Source organism: Anabaena sp. UHCC 0399, assembly GCF_034931465.1.
Classification (GTDB): Bacteria; Cyanobacteriota; Cyanobacteriia; order Cyanobacteriales; family Nostocaceae; genus Trichormus; species Trichormus minutissimus.
On record NZ_JAYGGZ010000022.1, the window covers coordinates 8,780 to 27,120 of the forward strand.

The following is an 18,341-nucleotide window of genomic DNA, read 5'->3' on the forward strand; positions in this document are numbered from 1 at the left end:
AATTCAGAACCTGATGTGCGTTCTAGTGCCGCATTTGCACTGAATAAAATCGACAAAAAAATTCATAGTGTAGTCATTAATCTTTCTCAATGGATTAACGAACACCAAGATTCTGAATATATTGGATATGGGATAGATTTACTATGGGACTTGATATGTGGCTAGACAAGCTGACATTACCATCTGACAAATCAGTTTTGGCGAGATAGACATAGCATTACTTTAGGCGATGCCCAAAAAAATATTTCTAGATGTGATATAGTAGTCGCGTCTAGAAATTATCTTATCTACTCTACAAATATTTACTTAAATATTCGCAACCTATTTATTCCACAGTCACTGATTTTGCTAAATTCCGAGGCTGATCGACATCCAAACCGCGACGGGCGGCGATGTGATAAGCCAATAGTTGCAGAGGTACTACTGTAAGTATTGGCGATAGTAATTCATCCACTGATGACACAGGGAGCAAATCATTAAAAATTTCCGCAGCTTCGCCATCGTTGACTGGTGTTACCCCAATCAAGCGGGAATCTCTGGCTTTGGCTTCTTGAGAATTGGAAATCACTTTTTCATACACACTACCAGGAACTGCGATCGCAACTACCGGCACTTTGGCATCTAATAAAGCTATGGGGCCATGTTTCATTTCCCCAGCCGGATAACCTTCCGCATGAATGTAGCTGATTTCTTTTAATTTCAATGCCCCTTCTAAAGCAATGGGGAAGTTAATCCCTCTACCTAAAAAGATGAAATCTTGGGTTTCAGCAAATTCATGGGCTAAGTGTTCAGTTAATTCAACCTGACGTTCTAAAGTGTCCTCAATTGCTTGGGGAATCTGGCGCAACCCTTGAATAATCTCTATTAATTTTTCTGGTGCTAATAGCTGGCGGCGATTAGCTAAATCCAAAGCTAAGGCATAAAACGCCATCAGTTGGGCGGTAAAGGTTTTGGTCGCGGCTACGCCAATTTCAATACCTGCTAGGGTATTGATAATATGAGAAACCATCAAACCGAGGCTACTTTCTGGACGATTGGTAATGCCTAAGAGTCGGGCTTGATATTGGGGTGCTTGCCCTTGGCGACGTTCTTTTTCCATGCCTAACGCCGCCAAAGTATCGGCGGTTTCCCCTGATTGGGTAACACCAATAATTAATGTATTCGGAGTCAGGGGTGATGGTGCATAGCGATACTCAGAGGCGTAGTGTACCTGAGTGGAAATTCCTGCTAGTTGTTCGAGTAAATATTTGCCTACTAAGGCGGCGTGCCAACTTGTACCGCAGGCGACGATATGAATCTGCTCTAAATCTGAGTAAAATTCCTCTGGTAAGCCCAGATTCACCTTATCATGATCAAAATATGCTTCTAAACTAGCTCTAACTACTCCTGGCTGCTCATAAATTTCTTTGAGCATGAAGTGTTTGAATCCCTGCTTCTCTACCATTGTGGGATTCAAGTTCAGCATCCGGGGCTGTTTTTTTAGCCTGTCGCCAGCAAAGTTATAAATCTCTACACCCAATGGGGTCAGGCGGGCAATTTCACCGTTTTCTAGGGGTAGTACAGCGCGGGTATAGGCAACGATCGCCGGTGTGTCAGACGCACAGAAAAACTCACCTTGACCAAATCCTATCACCAATGGTGCTTGTTGGCGGACAACAATCAACTCGTCGGGATAGTCAGCCGCAATTACTGCGATCGCAAATGCCCCCTCTAGATGATTGGCTGCTTGACGCACTGCTTCCAAAAAGGGCGAGGGGGAGGTGGGGAGAGGGGGAGAGGGAAGATTTTGGAAATATTCGGCAATCAGGTGCGGAATCACTTCTGTATCGGTCTCTGAACGGAACTGATGCCCTTTATTTTTCAGTTCCTCCCGTAACTCACGGTAGTTTTCAATAATCCCATTTTGGACGACGGCGATTCGCATAGCCGTATCCATGTGGGGATGGGCGTTATGTTCCTCTGGTTTGCCGTGAGTTGCCCAGCGTGTATGACCGATGCCTATTTGGGCTGGATTTGCTAATTGTTCGAGTTTAGAACGCAGGTTATGTAGTTTCCCTTTGGCGCGTATACAATTCACCTCTCCTTCCCAAACAGTGGCAATCCCGGCGGAGTCATAGCCGCGATACTCTAGTTTTTCTAGCCCAGACAACAAAATTTCTGTCGCCGCTTGAGTGCCTATATACCCAACTATGCCGCACATTGCTCACACCACTCTTTCTTCAGAATAATTAAATCCAGTATAGTTGTTAGCACAAAAGTCGGGTCGCCACAAAGGCACAAAGAAAAAAGGAGCAGATTGCTCCTTTCACCACTAGGTATATTTATTAATTTCTAGTTTGGGATTGTAGGATGAGCGATCGCCCACCCTACAACGCTAAAGATGCTTGCTATCGAAACAATGAATCGAGAAGCTCAATCAAAAACTGGTAATCAGTTCCTTAGTAAGCTAGACCCATACTGCGAGTTGTTTCTGCGCCCAGGTAAACCCGGATGCTCAAAAAGTCAGTGGGGCAGGCAGTTTCGCATCTCTTGCAGCCTACACAGTCTTCTGTACGAGGTGAAGCAGCTAGTTGAGCAGCCTTACAGCCATCCCAAGGAACCATTTCCAGTACGTCAGTTGGGCAAGCGCGGACACATTGGGTGCAGCCAATGCAGGTATCGTAGATTTTTACGGTATGAGACATTGAAAAAACAGCTCCTTTCCAGTGATCTTTTCTGTGAAAGAATCATAATCAAGGCATAGTTTACCTCAGTCGCTTATACGCCGTAAGTAAAAGGCTACATAACTTCAAACAATGTAATAGGCACTTTGAAAAATTTGCTTTTACGGGATATCTCCCTTTCCTTGTAAATCAGCCACTTCACAGGCTCGTATTTACCCTGACCACTATTCTCGCTGAAATTTATTTGTAAATATATGTGAAGGATAAGTTGAGTTATTAAAGATTCTGTACTGGTAGTTATCTATTGTACTCATCAGTATTCGTCTATTCTCTCGTACAACGCGGCGGAAATTAAGATACCATTCTAAATCATTCAAAACCTTAAAATACAGTTTTTTGACTTTTGACTTCCGCGTAGCGGTACTAATTCCTGTCTCTAACTAAAATTATTCGCTAATATTGTCTCGATTTGATCGCTGGTGGAGTGTGAATGTTTGTGTGGCGTAAATATGTTGTTATTGCTCCTGTTAGTTTGAGTATTGCTTTATTGTTGACTGGTTGCGCGGAAGATCAGGCTTCCCAGTGTCATCGGCTGATTCAAGTGGTAAATGAGGGAAATGCTCTAATTGATCAAAATAAAGGACAGCAGGTGATTACAAGCTGGCAATTATCTAAAGATTTAGAAGCAATCACTAAATCCTTAGACGAACTCAAGTTGTCAGATCCCCAGTTGCAGCAAGTTCAAGGCGGTTTTATGAGAGTATTTGAGAATCTTAGTCAGGCGATCGCTAAAGCATCTCAAGCACTTGGTGCAGCCAAAAATGCCGAAGCATCAGCATCCGGTAGGGAAAAACTCCAACAGGCTAGAAAAGAAATTGATACCGTACTCACCAATGCAGCTAAAACGGCTGGTAAGGACTCTGATGTACTTGTCAAGCAACTAAATCAGTATTGCAGTCAAAGGAAAGAATAACTAATGACTAACGACTCTTGACTTTATGAAATTTTTAAAATGCTAGTAACTTTTATTACAATTTTTTAAAAATCATCCTGAATAACACCATTATCTCTAGTTAAAGGAAATATTGGTGTTAGTCAAATGATATACAATGAGTGACATAAGTCTACTGATGACTGGTGTGTTGACTGACAATCCAGCATCTTTGCCTGATCAGTTCCCTGTGCAGTCTCCTATTCAATCAGATACAGTAGGGCAAAACTCAATACAGGAGTCATTTCCAACATTTCCCCATGCTGACATTACACCACCAGAATTTCTACAGGTGGATATGGGAGAAGGCTATGGCTGTGTTGATTATCCTAGTAAAGCTGATGAAGAAAACCTCGCCATTACTCATGATCAATTCGTCGCAGCTTTAGAAACTTGTCTCCAGCAAATCGATGAATTATTGACTAACAATATAGATAACACTATCGAGCTAGAGGATTTCATCTTACTGCAACGCTTGCAAAATGAGGTTGAGTTAGAAATAGCGCAATTACAGCAGCGTCTAGCAGTAGGCGTTGGCGCAGCCTCTCGTAGAGATGGCGTTCCGCCCATCGTAGGTGATTGCGCGGAGCGCAGTGCCGGAGGCGATCGCAAAACTAACGAAATAGCAGCATAGCAATTTTCTACAACTACCAATTAAATAATTCGGGAATCAGCGCAAGGTAGATTGTAATCTACCTAAGAGCTAGGACAAGAGCGAAATTCAGCTGCATAAACTTATCGCAAGTTCTTAGTAGTAGTTTTTACCTCTACTGAGAACTTATTTTTCTAATCTGGCAATTTTAAATCATTGAGGAGAGGTGATAAGCCCAGTTTTTCATCAAAAAGTCAGGGTTTTGAGGTTTCTTAATTCTCGCGAATCAAATAAGATTACTTGTAGATGTGCTTTCAGTAATTTTCTAGCTATACTAGCTACTTAGAGTAGTTCACTAAACAATTTTGGATGAGTGATTTTATACTGCAAAATAAAATATATGAAACCCTATAAATCAGGTTGTGTAAATTGTTGACCCTGTTTTATACAACACTTAAGATAATCTGTATATTTATCATCACTAAATCAACTATTCAATAGTACAAAAACAATCCCCATTAATCAAATATCTTGCGAGTAATTAGCTATGACAGAGCAATTGATAGCCAAAGTTTTGCAGGTGTTAAGCATAAATATGCGGTGGATGACTTGGAATTTATTCCTCGCTGTTATCCCTCTGCTATTAAGCATTTGGCTATTTCGCAATAACCGGAGACGCCCTTGGCTATGGTGGTTAGGATTTTTAGTGTTCTATGCCTTTTTACCAAACGCCCCTTATTTGTTAACTGATGTTATTCATTTAATCCATGATATCCGTGAAATTCAATCTGTTTGGCTGATTACTTTGGTGTTAATTCCTGTTTATTTAGTGGTAATTCTGGGTGGATTTGAAGCTTATGTTATATCTTTAATTAACTTGGGTCACTACTTACACCGCATTGGTAAAAGCCAATGGATTTTATGGGTTGAGTTAATTACTCACGCTCTTTGTGCAATTGGTATTTATTGGGGGCGTTTCTTACGTTTCAATAGTTGGGATTTTATTACTCAGCCAGATGCTTTATTAACTAGAGGTGTCGAGGAGCTTTTAGGAAAACAGCCGTTGATTATTATTGCTATCACCTTTTTGGTACTCTTGGTTTTGTACTGGATTATGAAACAAGTAACTCTTGGCTTTGTGCGTAAAAAAAATACTAAAATAGAGATAGAATCAGGAACAACAAATAATTTTTAGTAAGTCAAAAAAACTATTCTTGTTACATAATTAGATTTACTTGTGCCTACTTACTGATTAATTTTCGGGATCATGGGGGATAGTGACTGTTGACATAAAATCCCCTTGCTTGCTAGCCTTCATAGCGTCAAAAGTACCTTTGATAGTGCCGGCAATGGGAACAGCCACCAATGTTCCCAATAAACCTGCTATTTCATATCCCATCAAAATAGCTACAAAAATCCAAATAGGATTTAGTCCAATAAAGTTGCCGAGTAACTTGGGTGCTAAGAGATTATCTTTAATCTGTTGCATGATAATTGCTGCTAGGGCAACTTGGACAGCTAACCACCAATTTTGTAGCAGCACCAAAAGAGTTACTGTCCCAATACCTAAAGCAGCCCCAATAAAAGGAATAAGTTCAGAGATACCAATGAGGATGGCAAATAATAAGGCAAAGGGTACTTTGAGAATCAAAAATATTGGGGTAAGGACTACAACCATGAATAATCCTAGTAATATCTGACTGAGAAAGAAGTTTTGGAAATTGAGATGCAAAGACTTAGTGAAGGGGACTCTGAATTTAGAGGGTAGAAGATTGATTAAACCATACCAGACGCGATCTCCATACAACAGCATATAAAATGCTAGTACAACTACCAAGACAAAATTCAGCAATCCTGAAAGTAACGTTCCCGCCACCCCCACCGCACCGGAAGCCAACTGCTGTACAACATTCTGAATGCTCGCGTTAATTTGATTACTCAGCACCCTCAAATCAATACGTAACTGTCGCTGTTTAGCAAACGCCTCTAATTGCACTAAATTAGCTTGACTCGCAGTTAACCAATCAGGAATCTTATTTAATAATTGAATTGTTTGGTCAATGACTATTGGTACTAGAGTTACACCCAAAATGCCGAAAAGTGTCAAGGTGAAGAGTAAAACAATGATTACAGCTTGGGTACGAGTGATTCTAGCCTGTTCAAAGAATTTCACTGGATAATTCAGCAAGAAGGCTAAAATCGCCGCAAAGCTCAAAATAGTAATAGGGTGCTGAAAGTAGCCGAAGAGTACAGATAACAGCCAAACATTCAGAGCGACAATAGGGCCACTCAGACCATAGAATAATAGACTTTGAAGGTATGCCGAACGGCGCATCTGACGCAATCGATTTTACTACTCCTATAGTCAATAGATATTAGTCACCTGTCACCTGTCCCCAGCCTTTTTAAATAATAAGGAAGTAATTAAGATGGATAAAACCATAGCCGACCTTCGCAAAGACTATACATTGGAAGGTCTGAGTGAAACAGAAGTTGATCCCAACCCTTTCGTACACTTTAAAAAGTGGTTTGAGCAGGCATTAGCCGCCGAACTTCCAGAACCCAATGCGATGACTCTAGCCACAACTACGCCAGATGGGAAGCCATCAGCGAGAATGGTACTATTAAAAGATTTTGATGAGAGGGGTTTTGTTTTCTTCACCAACTATAACAGTCGTAAAGGACAAGAACTAGTAGCAAATCCCCAAGCAGCTTTGGTTTTCTGGTGGGCAGAACTAGAACGTCAAGTCAGAATTGTAGGAAGTGTAGAGAAAGTTTCGGAAACTGAATCAGACTATTATTTTGAAAGTCGTCCTGGTAAAAGCCGTTTGGGTGCATGGGCTTCTAATCAAAGTGAAGTCATCCCCAACCGAGAAGTTTTAGAGCAACGGATGCAGGAATTTCAGAGTAAATATGAAAACCAGGAAGTCCCCCGTCCCCCCCATTGGGGAGGTTTTCGGTTAATTCCCACAGAAATTGAGTTTTGGCAAGGACGCTCTAGTCGTTTGCACGATCGCTTGCTTTATACTCCTTTAGAGACAGGCACTTGGAAAATTGAGCGTTTATCACCATGAGAGAGTGCTGAGTAGGGAGTAATGAGTAGGGAGTAATGAGTAGGGAGTAATGAGTAGGGAGTAATGAGTAGGGAGTAATGAGTAGGGAGTAATGAGTAGGGAGTCAGCGAACCTACGGAGGTTGATTTTATCTGTCTTAATGGCCATATCGTCAAGATAATCTAATCGCTCATTACTCATTACTTACTCATTACTGATTACTCAGCACTCAGCACTCAGCACTCAAAACTATTCTGCTTTAGGCGCAAACTGTAATTTGGGATCGGGCATAAAGGTATATCTCAGATATATGCCTCCCCAGATAAATAAGATAATTAGTAACGCACCAATTCCTAAGGGACTAGGTAGCCAGAATACTACTTCTATGTGGTTCAGTTCACCGGGTTGGAGTTGCCATACTAATTGCTTGCCTTTTTTCTCTGGTTCGACAGCATTTTCAGCGACTGGAATACTTTTAGCACCCCAAGGAGTGTTTAAGGCAAATTCTAAATTGAGAATAGAACCAGCATCGGCTAAGACATTACCTTTACTAGCAATTAAAGCTAGCGATCGCAAGTCTAAATCGTAAATTAATTTATTCCGTACTACTAATAAAAAATTATTCTGGAATAAAAGTAAATTAGATTCAATTTTTGGTAGTTCTGAATTAGCCTCTGTTGTGTCAGCGTCTGTTGTTTCCTGGTTATGAGAATTAAAAAAATCATTAAATTTGGTTTGCAATTCTTGACCATTACTAAAAGGAATTGTCACCACTACTTCTTCTCTAGAAATACGCCTGGCTTTACCTTCTAGCTTGCGAGCGCGTTTTTCTATACTATTTAACCATTCATAAACATAATCACCGCTAAAACTAGTCAATCTTTCTTCTAACCTAATATGCTGTACCAGTTCCCCACTATTAGAGTTATTAAAATTCACTCCCACATCGTACTGAACACAACCAGACAATAGCAGTGATATTAACAATACCAAAGGCAGAATCTTGCGACCCACTAATTTAAATGGTCTACTTAACACTGTTAAACTGGTTCTCAAAATAGAATAATTCATTAAATACACTCCTCTAAAAAGTTAAATAAATTCACCTAGCTTGAACATAAAGGCTATATTTCTCCGTGTCTCTGTGTCTCTGTGGTTAAAAATATCTTAATTTCACCACAGAGGCACAGAGGCAAGAATACAATTCTTTTGACTTTTGATTTTTGACTTTTGACTTCCGCCTTGCGGCACTAGCCCATGTTCTGCTAAGTCCTAAAATCCTTGCCAAACCAAGTAAGAAATAGTCAACCCAATGGCAATTAATGCTACCCAGATAAAGCGATTATCTTTAGTATTAACTTGACTAAGATCCACAAGTTCCTTTTCGGCTGGTGCTTTGCGTTGAGAAGATTGGCGAGGCTTGGGAGGTATAAGGATTTTCGATTCATTATCAGATAGTGCGCCTAAATCAGGAATCTCGGTCATCCAATTACTCGGTCTTTTCAGCTTTGGTGCTTGCAGGATATATACTAACTGGCGTGCTTGATCACGGGTTTCTGAGTGGGGATGACGACGGAGTTCTTGGCAAAGCGCGATCGCATCTTCTGTTCTTCCGGCTGCTTCATAGGCTGTGACTAACCAAATACCTACTTCACCCCCCAAACGAGAGTTACGTTCCAATAAATCCTTTGCTTTTTCCAGATTCTCCACAGATTCTCGATATTTGCCATTTTCAAAGGCAATTTTACCTGCTTGGTATCTAGTTCTCGCTAGTTCTAAAGTTTCTGTATTCACCACTGTTTACTAACCAATCAGCACTCTTTTTATTTTGCCAAGCTTTGAGCATTGAGAATGGGGCATTGGGCATATAAATAACTTCTGCTTCCTCTCTTCAACTAAACTGAGAACCTAAAATCATCGTCCCAATACCAACATCGGTGAAAATTTCCAGTAGTAGGGCGTGGGGAATACGGCCGTCGATGATGTGGGCTGCACGTACCCCTTGGGCAAGTGATCGCACGCAACAATTAACTTTGGGGATCATCCCGCCACTGACTGCACCACTCACAATCAATTCCCTCGCTTCCCGAATATCTACTTTCGGAATTAAGGTTGAGGGATCTTTATAATCTTTTAAAATCCCTCTGGTGTCAGTTAGTAAAATCAACTTTTCTGCCCCCAAAGCGGCGGCGATCTCTCCGGCGATAGTATCGGCGTTAATGTTATAAGCTTGTCCCGACTCATCAGCTGCAACGCTTGATACTACTGGAATATAGCCATTACTAGAAAGTGTTTCTAAAATTTTGATATTAACGTTGCTAACTTCCCCCACAAAGCCAATACCTTCTTGACCTTGGGGACGGGCAGTAATCAAGTTACCATCTTTACCACATAGTCCGACAGCTAAACCGCCAGCTTGGTTAATTAAGGCGACAATTTCTTTATTAACTCGACCTACCAGCACCATTTCCACAACATCCATTGTGGCGGCATCTGTGACACGTAGACCGTTTTTAAATTGTGGTTCGATGCCCAGTTTATCTAACCAACTGTTAATTTCTGGGCCGCCACCGTGGACTAAGATTGGCCGCAAGCCGACGCAAGATAAAAAGACAATATCGCGGATAACTTGGCTTTTTAGGGTGCTATCTTTCATGGCAGCACCACCATATTTAACAACAACGGTGCGTCCGGCGAATTGTTGAATATAAGGTAGTGCTTCGCTGAGAACACGCACCCGCGTAGCTTCAGTTTGCCTGATGTACTCAGTATCGTTAACCATTGTGAACAGGAGTTGAGACTTACATATTTATGCAAGTCAGTGTAGAAGAATTTTTACTTAGTCACAATCTCTTATTACATATCTTTGGGGACAGGTGATAGGTGACAGGGGACAGGTGACAGAGTAGACAAGGTAGAGAGTAACTCATGCTCAATGACTAATGACCATTCACTGTTGACTTTTTTAACACACTAGGAATTGCCGCCATTATTTTGTCAGCAATTTGTTCTGGTGTTTCTCCTTCTATTACAGAAATTCGCAGATCAGCTTGGGCGTACAGTGGTGTACGTTGTTCGAGGAGCGATCGCAGTTTCCCTTGGGGATCAGCATCTTGCAGTAGTGGTCTTGTGGTATCCTCAGCTAAACGGGTATAAAGTAATTCTACTGGCACATCTAGCCACACAATTAAACCGTGATGTAAATAACCCCAGTTTTCTCGCTTTAAAACAATACCCCCTCCTGTCGCGACAGTCAGCTTGGTATAGGCACAAACTTGGCCTAACACATCACTTTCCAACTGGCGAAATGCTGCTTCTCCTTCCTCTGCAAATATTTGGTTAATAGATTTTTTTGCAGACTGGGCAATTACACTATCAGTATCAATAAATCCATAACCTAATTGCTTGGCAAGTAATTGACCTACCGTGGTTTTACCAGCCCCCATCATCCCGATTAGGTATAGATTGACCCCTTGTAACAAACTACTCACGCTACTTTAAAACTCCGTTTTCAGACGACTTTCTCGTGTATGGTTTTGGCGGCGTGCTGTCAACATGGTCTGCATTAATAAGCAGTCTTCTTGTTCGGCACTTAATTTAAAATTTTCCTCCATTATTCGCTCAATTGTATACTCAATTAATATGGGAGTTTGAGCAAATTTCCCTGCTTGCTGTTCAATCAGAGAACGCTTTTGTAATAAATCTACTGCTTCTAGGATTAATCTTTGCGATAGTCGTGGCGATAATCCTGGTATGATATTTTCTTGTAACTGACTTACTGAAATAAAATCTTGATTGATAGCTAGCCAATACAGCACATTTTTTTCTATCGGCGATAGGCGATTAAATTGTTGATCTAAAATTAAGCGCATATCTCCGAATACAAAAGTACCCTGGTTCAGAAATTCTGCAATGTTGCCACCAAATAATTCTTGAGTAGCTGTGGCTACTAGTTGTAAGAATAAGGGATTACCTCCATACCAATCAAGTAATATTTGCGATTCTTTCTCTGGAAGTTCACTCAACCCTTTACCTTGGAGAATTGACAGGCTTTCTTTTTTACCTAGCCCCATGATTTTCCAGCAGCGAATAGGTAATTTTTCACCTTCTAAAACTGCAATTTCTGGTGTTTTCTCTCGACTAGTCAAGACGAAACAGCTTTGATGTTGTGATTCTCCTATTCGGCGAATTAATTCTTGATAAATCTCATGTCCTGGATGGTATTTAATTGGCGATAAAAGAGAAGTAATTGCCGAATCATCTTGACTAGAATTACTGTTTTGTGTGTATTTATTTTGACTCGCTAAAACTGAATCAAAATTATCCAACACAATTAAACAACGAGCAGAACGCAAACAATCTATCAGTTGTGAAAGTTTATGTTCTACTGTATCGGCAATTTTATACTCTAGGTTTGGGGATAAAGCAGTAATAAGTTCATCTAATATCTGCTCTAGGGTAGGTGCAAGACGTAGCGATCGCCAGATAATATACTCGAAGTCTTGTTGCATCTCTTGGGCTAGTTTAACAGAAAAAGCTGTTTTCCCTATTCCAGCCATGCCCAAGATTAGGACTAGCCGACAATGGTCTTGTAAAATCCACTGTTTAATTTTTGTTAGTTCTGTAGTTCTCCCCTGAAAATTACTAACATCAATCGCTGCACCCCAATTAATGAGAGGTGTTGATTTAATTTTAACTAAGTTAGTTTCTAGTTCTTTTTGACTTTTTTTATTGCTGTCAACTGGTTGTAATAACAACCTATCTTTTTTGTATCCTGCTTTTTCTAACAAATAAGTGACACGACTCCAATTCTTGACTTTGATTGAGTATCCAGCTTGCGTACTCAACATTTCTTCTATATATTTATACAGCCCATTAGACAAATAAACTCTGACTGTACTACTACTCCGACTTTGATAAACTACACTGGCAATTTCTGCGGGACTACATCCACATAATAATCCTCTAAGGAATTTCTTTTCTACGGGAGTAAGAGCCTTACCTTTATTGGATGCTAAATCTATGTATAATTTTTCTAACTCCCAATTATTTGTTGCCTCTAGAAATTCCTCTATTTGATTGGAATTAAATGTTGTCATTACTGGTTTATATGTATTTAATGTAACCTTGGCAATATATTAGCGATTCTTCTATAAAGTCAGAATAAATCACAGATAAATTTATAACGAATTTCCTAACTTTTGTTAGGTGACTATCTAGTGATTAATTAGATATGGTTAGGCTTAATGGAAAATTTATATAGCTTGTCTGAAACTTTAAGTGAAACAGTTTCGTCAATCTTGACTATGATTACTCTATCTTTTCACTGAATGTTTCACTGGTGCATATTACTGAGTCATATAAGGCACGATAAGAGAATTGTTAACTCTAATAAGGACAGCAGATCAAAGTGTAAAAAATGACTAATTTTGCATAATTATTAATCGGCTTGATTAATTCACAGGTTGGGGCTTAAAGAATACTGCATATTTCCCGATCATTAGCCCAAATCTATTAATGTGGTGTGTAATGAGGCATCAACCATGACTCGAATTCGTGACGTTGTGCAACAGGCTTTAGTAACTGGCTATCTGACGGTTGAAGCAGAAAATCAATTACGTTATTTATTAACTACTCAGTATGATTTAGAAGATTTAAACGCCTTCATGACTTTACAAGAAGCAGCCATGAACGGCAATGTCAAGCAAGAATCCCGTGAACAGTGTAGAAAAGAGAGGAGACAATGGGGAGTAGAGAGTAGGGTTTGACACTCTCCGGGCTAAATCCACGGAGATTCTCCTCATCTACCTACGAGGTTTATCATCTTCAGAATCATCATCTTCAAAGAAACTCCAGTCCTCATCCTCCTCATTGTCGGCATTGTTAGTTGGTGGTTGATTTGGTGGTTGATAAGGCGGAATGATGACTCGGTAATCAGCATCGTAAACTGATTCAGACTTACCTGCGGCGGTATTTTTTGGCTCACGGTAACTATAGGAATAGGTAGAACCAGATTGAGAACCCGTTTTGCTTGGTTGTGGGCGTTCGTAATTAGTAGAGTCTCGAACTGGCTCACTTTCAGAACTAGACTTAGGTGCTGGGGGTGACTGTTGATCAAAATTCCAGTCATCATCTGCACTGTTCTTTTCCCAATCATCAAATTCGTCGTCAAATGTCTCTTTCCTGGCTGGCTCTGCTTGGCTTTTTGGTGGTGGAGTGTATGGTGCAGATGTAAATTCTTCTCGACTCTTAGCTTTGCTACGCCTAGAAGTTGTATTTGATGAGGAAGGAATTTGGCGTGGCTCGAAATAATTAGATAATTTATACAAACTAGTAATTAATAAAGATGTACCAGCACCAGCAGCCGTGCTAAACAAAATCCACATTGCCAAGGGTAATGGCTGGCTTCGCATACCTAAAAAGACTAGCGATAGCACAGGCGACCAATTTTGAACTAACAATAGTGTTAGTCCGCCCATGATTGCTATTAACAGAATTAAACGAATTACAGCCATAAAGCAGGGGAGCAGGGAGCAGGGAGCAGGGGAGCAGGGGAGAAAAATTCAGGAATCAGGAATCAGGAATCAGGACTTAGCACTCAGGACTCAGGACTCAGCACTCAGGACTCAGCACTCTTTTACTTTTAACTTATTTGTTGCCTTCCCAACGTTGAATAGGTATGCAATCAATATCTAGTTGATCTAAAACACGAGCAACTACAAAATCAATTAAGTCCTCGACGGTTTGAGGGTTGTGATACCAAGCTGGAATAGCAGGGACAATGCGGACTCCAGCCTCTGCTAAAGTTGTTAAATTTCGCAGGTGAATTAGGCTAAAGGGAGTTTCACGAGGGACAACAATTAACTTGCGTCCCTCTTTAATTTGAACATCGGCGGCTCGTTCTAGCAAGTCGGTACTCAAACCGCCAGCTAACTTGGCGACGGTACTCATACTGCAAGGAATGACAATCATCCCCAAGGTGCGAAAAGAACCACTGGCGATATTTGCTCCGACATTACTCCAAGGGTGACAGCGTAGCTTACCTCCAAGAGCAACTCCAGCTTGTTCGCGCCAGAATTGCTCTTGCTGATTTGGGTCTGCTGGCATCCGAGTATCCTGTTCGGCTTGCCAAACCATGTAACTTGATTTAGAGGCGACTAATTCAACTTCATAGTCTGCTGCCAGCAGATATTTAAGGGCGCGAACGGCGTAAATCAGGCCAGATGCTCCTGATACGCCGATAATTAGGGGTTTGCTATGATATGTCACCGGTGCTTAACAAAAATTTACTCTTCCTCAGCATAAGGGTCTAAATCATCTGACTCAAGATCGTTACGTAGGTAGATATCCGGCATATCACCATTTACATTACCAACACCTAAGCCTTTAACTAAGCCATCGCTACCAACGGTGACTAAATCTATTTGTTGGCGATAGTAATCGACGCTTTTCACTTGGACGGAGACGCGATCGCCTAATCTATAGGAAGCACGATTTTTCCTGCCAAATAGTGCCTGTTGTCTAGCGCGATATTCATACCAGTCATCTTTGAGGGAACTAACGTGTACCAGTCCTTCTACCCGTAAAGGCACACCAGGATTACCCTTGACTTCAAAATCCACGGCTGGGACTTCAATTTCTACAAAGAAACCATAGGATTGTACGCCGGTAATCACGCCTTGAAATACTTGCCCAATGCGCTGTTTCATGAGTTGGGCTTTTTGCAGTCCGGCTAAATCGGCTTCAGCTTCTTGGACTTCTTTTTCCCTATCGTTGATTTGGATAATCACCCGCGTCAAGTCACTTTGCAGTTCTTGCTGCAATTCTGGGGGGAGGACATTCCAGTTAATTTCCCCGTGACTGTAGGAGTGGCGCAGGTTTACCCGTTCTTTCACACGGGTATTGCGGCGATCGCGCCCGTGTTCTAGTAGCTGATAGTACACTCTCTGCATCAGTAAGTCAGGATAACGCCGTAAGGGGGACGTGCAGTGAGTGTATTGTGCTAGTGCCAGACCAAAGTGACTCCCTTTAGTGGTGCTGTAAACTGCTGGTTTGAGGGTATCTTGCAACAAATAAGTCAACACTTGCTCAGAGGGGGAGTCAGCAAAAGCTCTAGTCAGGTGTTGATAATCTAGGGGTTCAATATCTACCTCTGGTTCTAGGGATAATTCCACACCTAAGTTAATCGCTAACTTCAGCATTTCCTGTACGTCTTCCGGGTCGGGTGTACCTTGTAAACGCCAGATAGCGGGAACACCTAGGGCGTTGAGGTGGGTAGCCATTAGTTCATTAACTAATAGCACTAATTCTGTGAGTAGCGATCGCACTGGGGAATCATTAACAATCACAGCCCCCAGACTTCCTTCATCACAATAGGGGTTTTGGTTGGCGGGTAAATTTAACTGCAAGCTACCACGAGCCAGACGCACTTGTTTGATCCCTGTGCCGATACTGATGAGATTTTGGATTAGTTCTATGGCCTGTGGGGATTCTTTTTTCGCTTTACCTTGGAGAATGTTTTCTGCTTGTTGTTTGGTAATGGCTGTATCTACATGAATGACACTCGGTTGGATTTCCCATTCCAACACTGCTCCTGATTGGGGAGAAATGGTCATTAAAAACGAGATAGCCAAGCGATCGCTTTTGGGAACTAATGAACAGCGATCGGCTACGGTTTCTGGTAACATGGGCAACACTAAGTCTCCCAAATACACTGACCTACCGCGTTTGAGGGCTTCCCTATCTAAAGGTTCGTCAGGTTGGACATAGTGAGAAACATCGGCGATGTGAAAGCCTAATTGCCAATTACCAGCGATGGTTTTTTCTAAACTCAAGGCATTTTCTATTACCTTCGTGTCACTATTGACTTCAGTAATCGCAATAGTAAATAAATTACGTAAATCTAGTTTGTTTTTCAGGTCAGCTTTCAACAGCCTTTTAGATAACTTGGCAGATGCATCTAAAATTGACTCGGAGAAAGTCCGAGATAAATCGTGTTTACAGGTAACTAAATCTATATCAGCTGCGGCTTCAGCATCACTACCGAGAATTTGAACTACTCGACCAAGGGGGGGATACTGAGCTAAGGGATAACGCAGCACTTCCACATGGGCTAGGTGGTCGAGGGCTTCCTCTAATTTCATCCCGTTAGTGAGGATTTTGAGTTCAAAGAGGAGTCGGTCATCTAAGGGAACAGCCCGAAAACCGTTTTCTACTTGTTTAATCCGTGCTAGCAAAGTGTGATTAGAGCGTTCTAAAATTAACTTTACTTCTCCTTCAGGAGAACGGCGACGACTACCTTCTTTGAGAACTCTAACTAAAACGCGATCGCCATTCCAAGCATTACTCAAATGGCTTTCGCGGATATAAATATCCTCCGCGCCTTCCACATCTTGAATAGCAAAGCAAAAGCCTTTACTAGAACAACGCAATTTGGCTTCAATCAGACCTTCTTCTGTAATGCGGCGATATTTACCCCGTTCTTTCGCCAAAAGCCCGATTTTTTCCAACACCTCCAAGGCAATGTGGAGTTTTTCTAAACTGTCTTCATCCTCGCAACCTAGTTTCTTTTCCAAAACTTTGCGAGCTACCAATTTATCATCGGTGAAATTGGCAAGGAGTGTAGCGATTGAAAATTCCATGCAGTGAACCGACCTTTGGTCAAAACATCATGTTGGTTTAATCTGGTTCTTTGCCGTATGCCCTCACGGACTACAGTATATTAGCTGGAAACGAATTGCCCTGAGGCCGAGTTCCCGACGTTCTCATAAAGGCTCATCCACCCAGGCGGGAAGATGCTATTTTACAAGATGATCCGCGTAGCTTGCTTTTCCGGAGGAGTACACTCTGACGGACTTCTCACTGCATGACAATTTCAGAGTTAGTTTACGCTTCAGTACCTTCACCTAACCAAACTCATTAAAGTAAGGCTGATTGAGAGTTTTCCCGTTAGTGTTAATTACACGACTGGTTTTGAGTCCTGGGTGGGAATGACTTTCCACATCACCCAAAAAAAGCGTCACATAGGGGAAACTACAGGTGTTTGATGGTCTAGCTTGAAGGTACTTTTACGCCATAAGACTCTGATTTTTTACTAGGAGCAACTGCCGAATTACCCAATTTGTCAGTATGTAGAATCAGTAACAAACAGGTAGCAGCCTAACAAGCAGTGAGGGCGAACCTTATCTCCATTATTGTAGATTTAGAGCGCACTTCCAGAAAATAGTTTTGGATCATGAATTGGGTAATCAGTATAGCATTAATAGTCAAGCTACTCAGAATGAGTTAACAGTGATTATCAAAGGCGATCGCAAATGCTACAGCCATGTAAAAACAGTTTTGCGATCGTCTCCAGTTAGCCAACTTGTTACCTATACGTCCTAGGCAAATCTTTTCTGAGAGCAGATTTAGCATCTACACCCATGCTTCTGTACGAGTGAAATAAAAAAATTAGCAACACCAAGATATAGTGGACTAATTATATTCATATATTGTTTACCCACAGAAAACTGAGTGGATGTAAAGTTAAAATACATTTATTTAACCACTTTAGACAAGCTTAGTCACACTCACTCAGGTTTCTCATCTGACACAATTTTTTTGACAACTTGGGTAAGATAAAAAATCTATACTGAGCAAACAGTGGCTGGGGTAAATTGGTAGTATCAACCACATAATTTCATAGACATAGATTTGGTGGCAGTATTATGTTGGCTCAATTCCAGAGCTTGTATCCCAACGGCAGTTTAGTTTCTGAACTAGTACAAATTTTTCAGGGAAAATATATTGTCCGGGCAAGCGTTCAAATAGAAGGTGTAATCCGTGCTACTGGTATGGCATCAGCCGAAAGCGTAGAAGTAGCTGAAGACAAAGCCAGAACTAGGGCATTGATGGTATTGGGAATTACCGATACGGCTCAGACATCAGTACAAGTTGCCCCAGAAGCAATATCACCAGTACAATCAGTACAAGTTGCCCCAGAAGCAATATCACCAGTACAATCAGTACAAGTTGCCCCAGAAGCAATATCACCAGTACAGTTT

At 41.2% G+C, this 18,341-nt stretch carries 17 protein-coding genes and 1 pseudogene; 7 read left to right on the forward strand and 11 right to left on the reverse strand.

The annotated features are described in order from the left end of the window. Positions 1–325: 325 nt before the first annotated feature. Complete coding sequence (glmS, locus tag VB693_RS13560) at positions 326–2,200, reverse strand: glutamine--fructose-6-phosphate transaminase (isomerizing) (protein WP_323266728.1); 1,875 nt, start codon at positions 2,198–2,200, stop codon at positions 326–328. A 238-nt stretch (positions 2,201–2,438) separates the two neighbouring features. After that, positions 2,439–2,684, reverse strand: a complete 246-nt coding sequence (gene psaC, locus VB693_RS13565) for a photosystem I iron-sulfur center protein PsaC (RefSeq protein ID WP_006195256.1) — start codon at positions 2,682–2,684, stop codon at positions 2,439–2,441. A 469-nt stretch (positions 2,685–3,153) separates the two neighbouring features. On the opposite strand from psaC, the gene VB693_RS13570 reads away from it, so the two are divergent. The 3 genes from VB693_RS13570 (at position 3,154) to VB693_RS13580 (ending at position 5,441) form a co-directional block, all read left to right on the forward strand. Continuing rightward, on the forward strand, positions 3,154–3,636 hold the full coding sequence (locus VB693_RS13570) for a hypothetical protein (RefSeq protein ID WP_323266729.1): 483 nt from the start codon (positions 3,154–3,156) through the stop codon (positions 3,634–3,636). 136 nt (positions 3,637–3,772) lie between these two features. Beyond that, positions 3,773–4,288, forward strand: a complete 516-nt coding sequence (locus VB693_RS13575; RefSeq protein ID WP_323266730.1) for a hypothetical protein — start codon at positions 3,773–3,775, stop codon at positions 4,286–4,288. 505 nt (positions 4,289–4,793) lie between these two features. Next, positions 4,794–5,441, forward strand: a complete 648-nt coding sequence (locus VB693_RS13580; protein ID WP_323266731.1) for a DUF1361 domain-containing protein — start codon at positions 4,794–4,796, stop codon at positions 5,439–5,441. A 57-nt stretch (positions 5,442–5,498) separates the two neighbouring features. Here VB693_RS13580 and VB693_RS13585 read toward each other — a convergent pair whose 3' ends face one another. Next, positions 5,499–6,581, reverse strand: coding sequence for an AI-2E family transporter (locus VB693_RS13585; protein WP_323266732.1), 1,083 nt, complete (start codon positions 6,579–6,581; stop codon positions 5,499–5,501). Between the two features lie 94 nt (positions 6,582–6,675). Between VB693_RS13585 and pdxH the strand changes: the two genes are divergently transcribed. Then, positions 6,676–7,320 (forward strand): pyridoxamine 5'-phosphate oxidase, encoded by a 645-nt coding sequence (pdxH, locus tag VB693_RS13590; protein ID WP_323266733.1) that lies wholly within the window; start codon positions 6,676–6,678, stop codon positions 7,318–7,320. 228 nt (positions 7,321–7,548) lie between these two features. Here the strand turns inward: pdxH and VB693_RS13595 are convergent, their stop codons facing one another. From VB693_RS13595 to VB693_RS13615, 5 genes are all read right to left on the reverse strand, one after another. Next, positions 7,549–8,370, reverse strand: coding sequence for a DUF3153 domain-containing protein (locus VB693_RS13595; RefSeq protein ID WP_323266734.1), 822 nt, complete (start codon positions 8,368–8,370; stop codon positions 7,549–7,551). A 201-nt stretch (positions 8,371–8,571) separates the two neighbouring features. After that, a complete protein-coding gene (locus VB693_RS13600; RefSeq protein WP_190695763.1) occupies positions 8,572–9,093 on the reverse strand; it encodes a hypothetical protein in 522 nt (173 codons plus the stop codon). 97 nt (positions 9,094–9,190) lie between these two features. After that, on the reverse strand, positions 9,191–10,081 hold the full coding sequence (gene argB / locus VB693_RS13605; RefSeq protein ID WP_323266735.1) for an acetylglutamate kinase: 891 nt from the start codon (positions 10,079–10,081) through the stop codon (positions 9,191–9,193). 157 nt (positions 10,082–10,238) lie between these two features. Then, entirely contained in the window at positions 10,239–10,790 is a 552-nt protein-coding gene (locus VB693_RS13610) for a shikimate kinase (RefSeq protein WP_190695768.1), read from the reverse strand. Between the two features lie 6 nt (positions 10,791–10,796). Continuing rightward, positions 10,797–12,398: an NB-ARC domain-containing protein gene (locus VB693_RS13615; protein WP_323266736.1), complete on the reverse strand. Its 1,602-nt coding sequence runs from the start codon at positions 12,396–12,398 to the stop codon at positions 10,797–10,799. Between the two features lie 444 nt (positions 12,399–12,842). Between VB693_RS13615 and VB693_RS13620 the strand changes: the two genes are divergently transcribed. After that, complete coding sequence (locus VB693_RS13620; RefSeq protein ID WP_190695772.1) at positions 12,843–13,067, forward strand: hypothetical protein; 225 nt, start codon at positions 12,843–12,845, stop codon at positions 13,065–13,067. A 36-nt stretch (positions 13,068–13,103) separates the two neighbouring features. On the opposite strand, the gene VB693_RS13625 is transcribed toward VB693_RS13620, so the two are convergent. The 3 genes from VB693_RS13625 to VB693_RS13635 form a co-directional block, all read right to left on the reverse strand. Continuing rightward, positions 13,104–13,814: a LapA family protein gene (locus VB693_RS13625; protein WP_323266737.1), complete on the reverse strand. Its 711-nt coding sequence runs from the start codon at positions 13,812–13,814 to the stop codon at positions 13,104–13,106. Positions 13,815–13,947: 133 nt separating this feature from the next. Next, entirely contained in the window at positions 13,948–14,568 is a 621-nt protein-coding gene (locus VB693_RS13630) for a flavin prenyltransferase UbiX (protein WP_323266738.1), read from the reverse strand. A 17-nt stretch (positions 14,569–14,585) separates the two neighbouring features. Then, entirely contained in the window at positions 14,586–16,940 is a 2,355-nt protein-coding gene (locus VB693_RS13635) for a ribonuclease R family protein (protein WP_323266739.1), read from the reverse strand. 586 nt (positions 16,941–17,526) lie between these two features. Here VB693_RS13635 and VB693_RS13640 point away from each other — a divergent pair. Next, positions 17,527–17,682, forward strand: coding sequence for a hypothetical protein (locus VB693_RS13640; RefSeq protein WP_323266740.1), 156 nt, complete (start codon positions 17,527–17,529; stop codon positions 17,680–17,682). Positions 17,683–18,005: 323 nt separating this feature from the next. Beyond that, a pseudogene (locus tag VB693_RS13645) lies at positions 18,006–18,341 on the forward strand (hypothetical protein); the annotation flags it as partial.

Bases quoted from the DNA above. Each gene is read 5' to 3' on its own strand.
- VB693_RS13575 (WP_323266730.1), top strand. From the start codon at position 3,773: ATGAGTGACATAAGTCTACTGATGACTGGTGTGTTGACTGACAATCCA.
- VB693_RS13585 (WP_323266732.1), bottom strand. From the start codon at position 6,581: ATGCGCCGTTCGGCATACCTTCAAAGTCTATTATTCTATGGTCTGAGT.
- VB693_RS13570 (WP_323266729.1), top strand. From the start codon at position 3,154: ATGTTTGTGTGGCGTAAATATGTTGTTATTGCTCCTGTTAGTTTGAGT.
- pdxH (WP_323266733.1), top strand. From the start codon at position 6,676: ATGGATAAAACCATAGCCGACCTTCGCAAAGACTATACATTGGAAGGT.
- psaC (WP_006195256.1), bottom strand. From the start codon at position 2,684: ATGTCTCATACCGTAAAAATCTACGATACCTGCATTGGCTGCACCCAA.
- VB693_RS13580 (WP_323266731.1), top strand. From the start codon at position 4,794: ATGACAGAGCAATTGATAGCCAAAGTTTTGCAGGTGTTAAGCATAAAT.
- VB693_RS13595 (WP_323266734.1), bottom strand. From the start codon at position 8,370: ATGAATTATTCTATTTTGAGAACCAGTTTAACAGTGTTAAGTAGACCA.
- VB693_RS13615 (WP_323266736.1), bottom strand. From the start codon at position 12,398: ATGACAACATTTAATTCCAATCAAATAGAGGAATTTCTAGAGGCAACA.
- VB693_RS13620 (WP_190695772.1), top strand. From the start codon at position 12,843: ATGACTCGAATTCGTGACGTTGTGCAACAGGCTTTAGTAACTGGCTAT.
- argB (WP_323266735.1), bottom strand. From the start codon at position 10,081: ATGGTTAACGATACTGAGTACATCAGGCAAACTGAAGCTACGCGGGTG.
- glmS (WP_323266728.1), bottom strand. From the start codon at position 2,200: ATGTGCGGCATAGTTGGGTATATAGGCACTCAAGCGGCGACAGAAATT.
- VB693_RS13625 (WP_323266737.1), bottom strand. From the start codon at position 13,814: ATGGCTGTAATTCGTTTAATTCTGTTAATAGCAATCATGGGCGGACTA.
- VB693_RS13635 (WP_323266739.1), bottom strand. From the start codon at position 16,940: ATGGAATTTTCAATCGCTACACTCCTTGCCAATTTCACCGATGATAAA.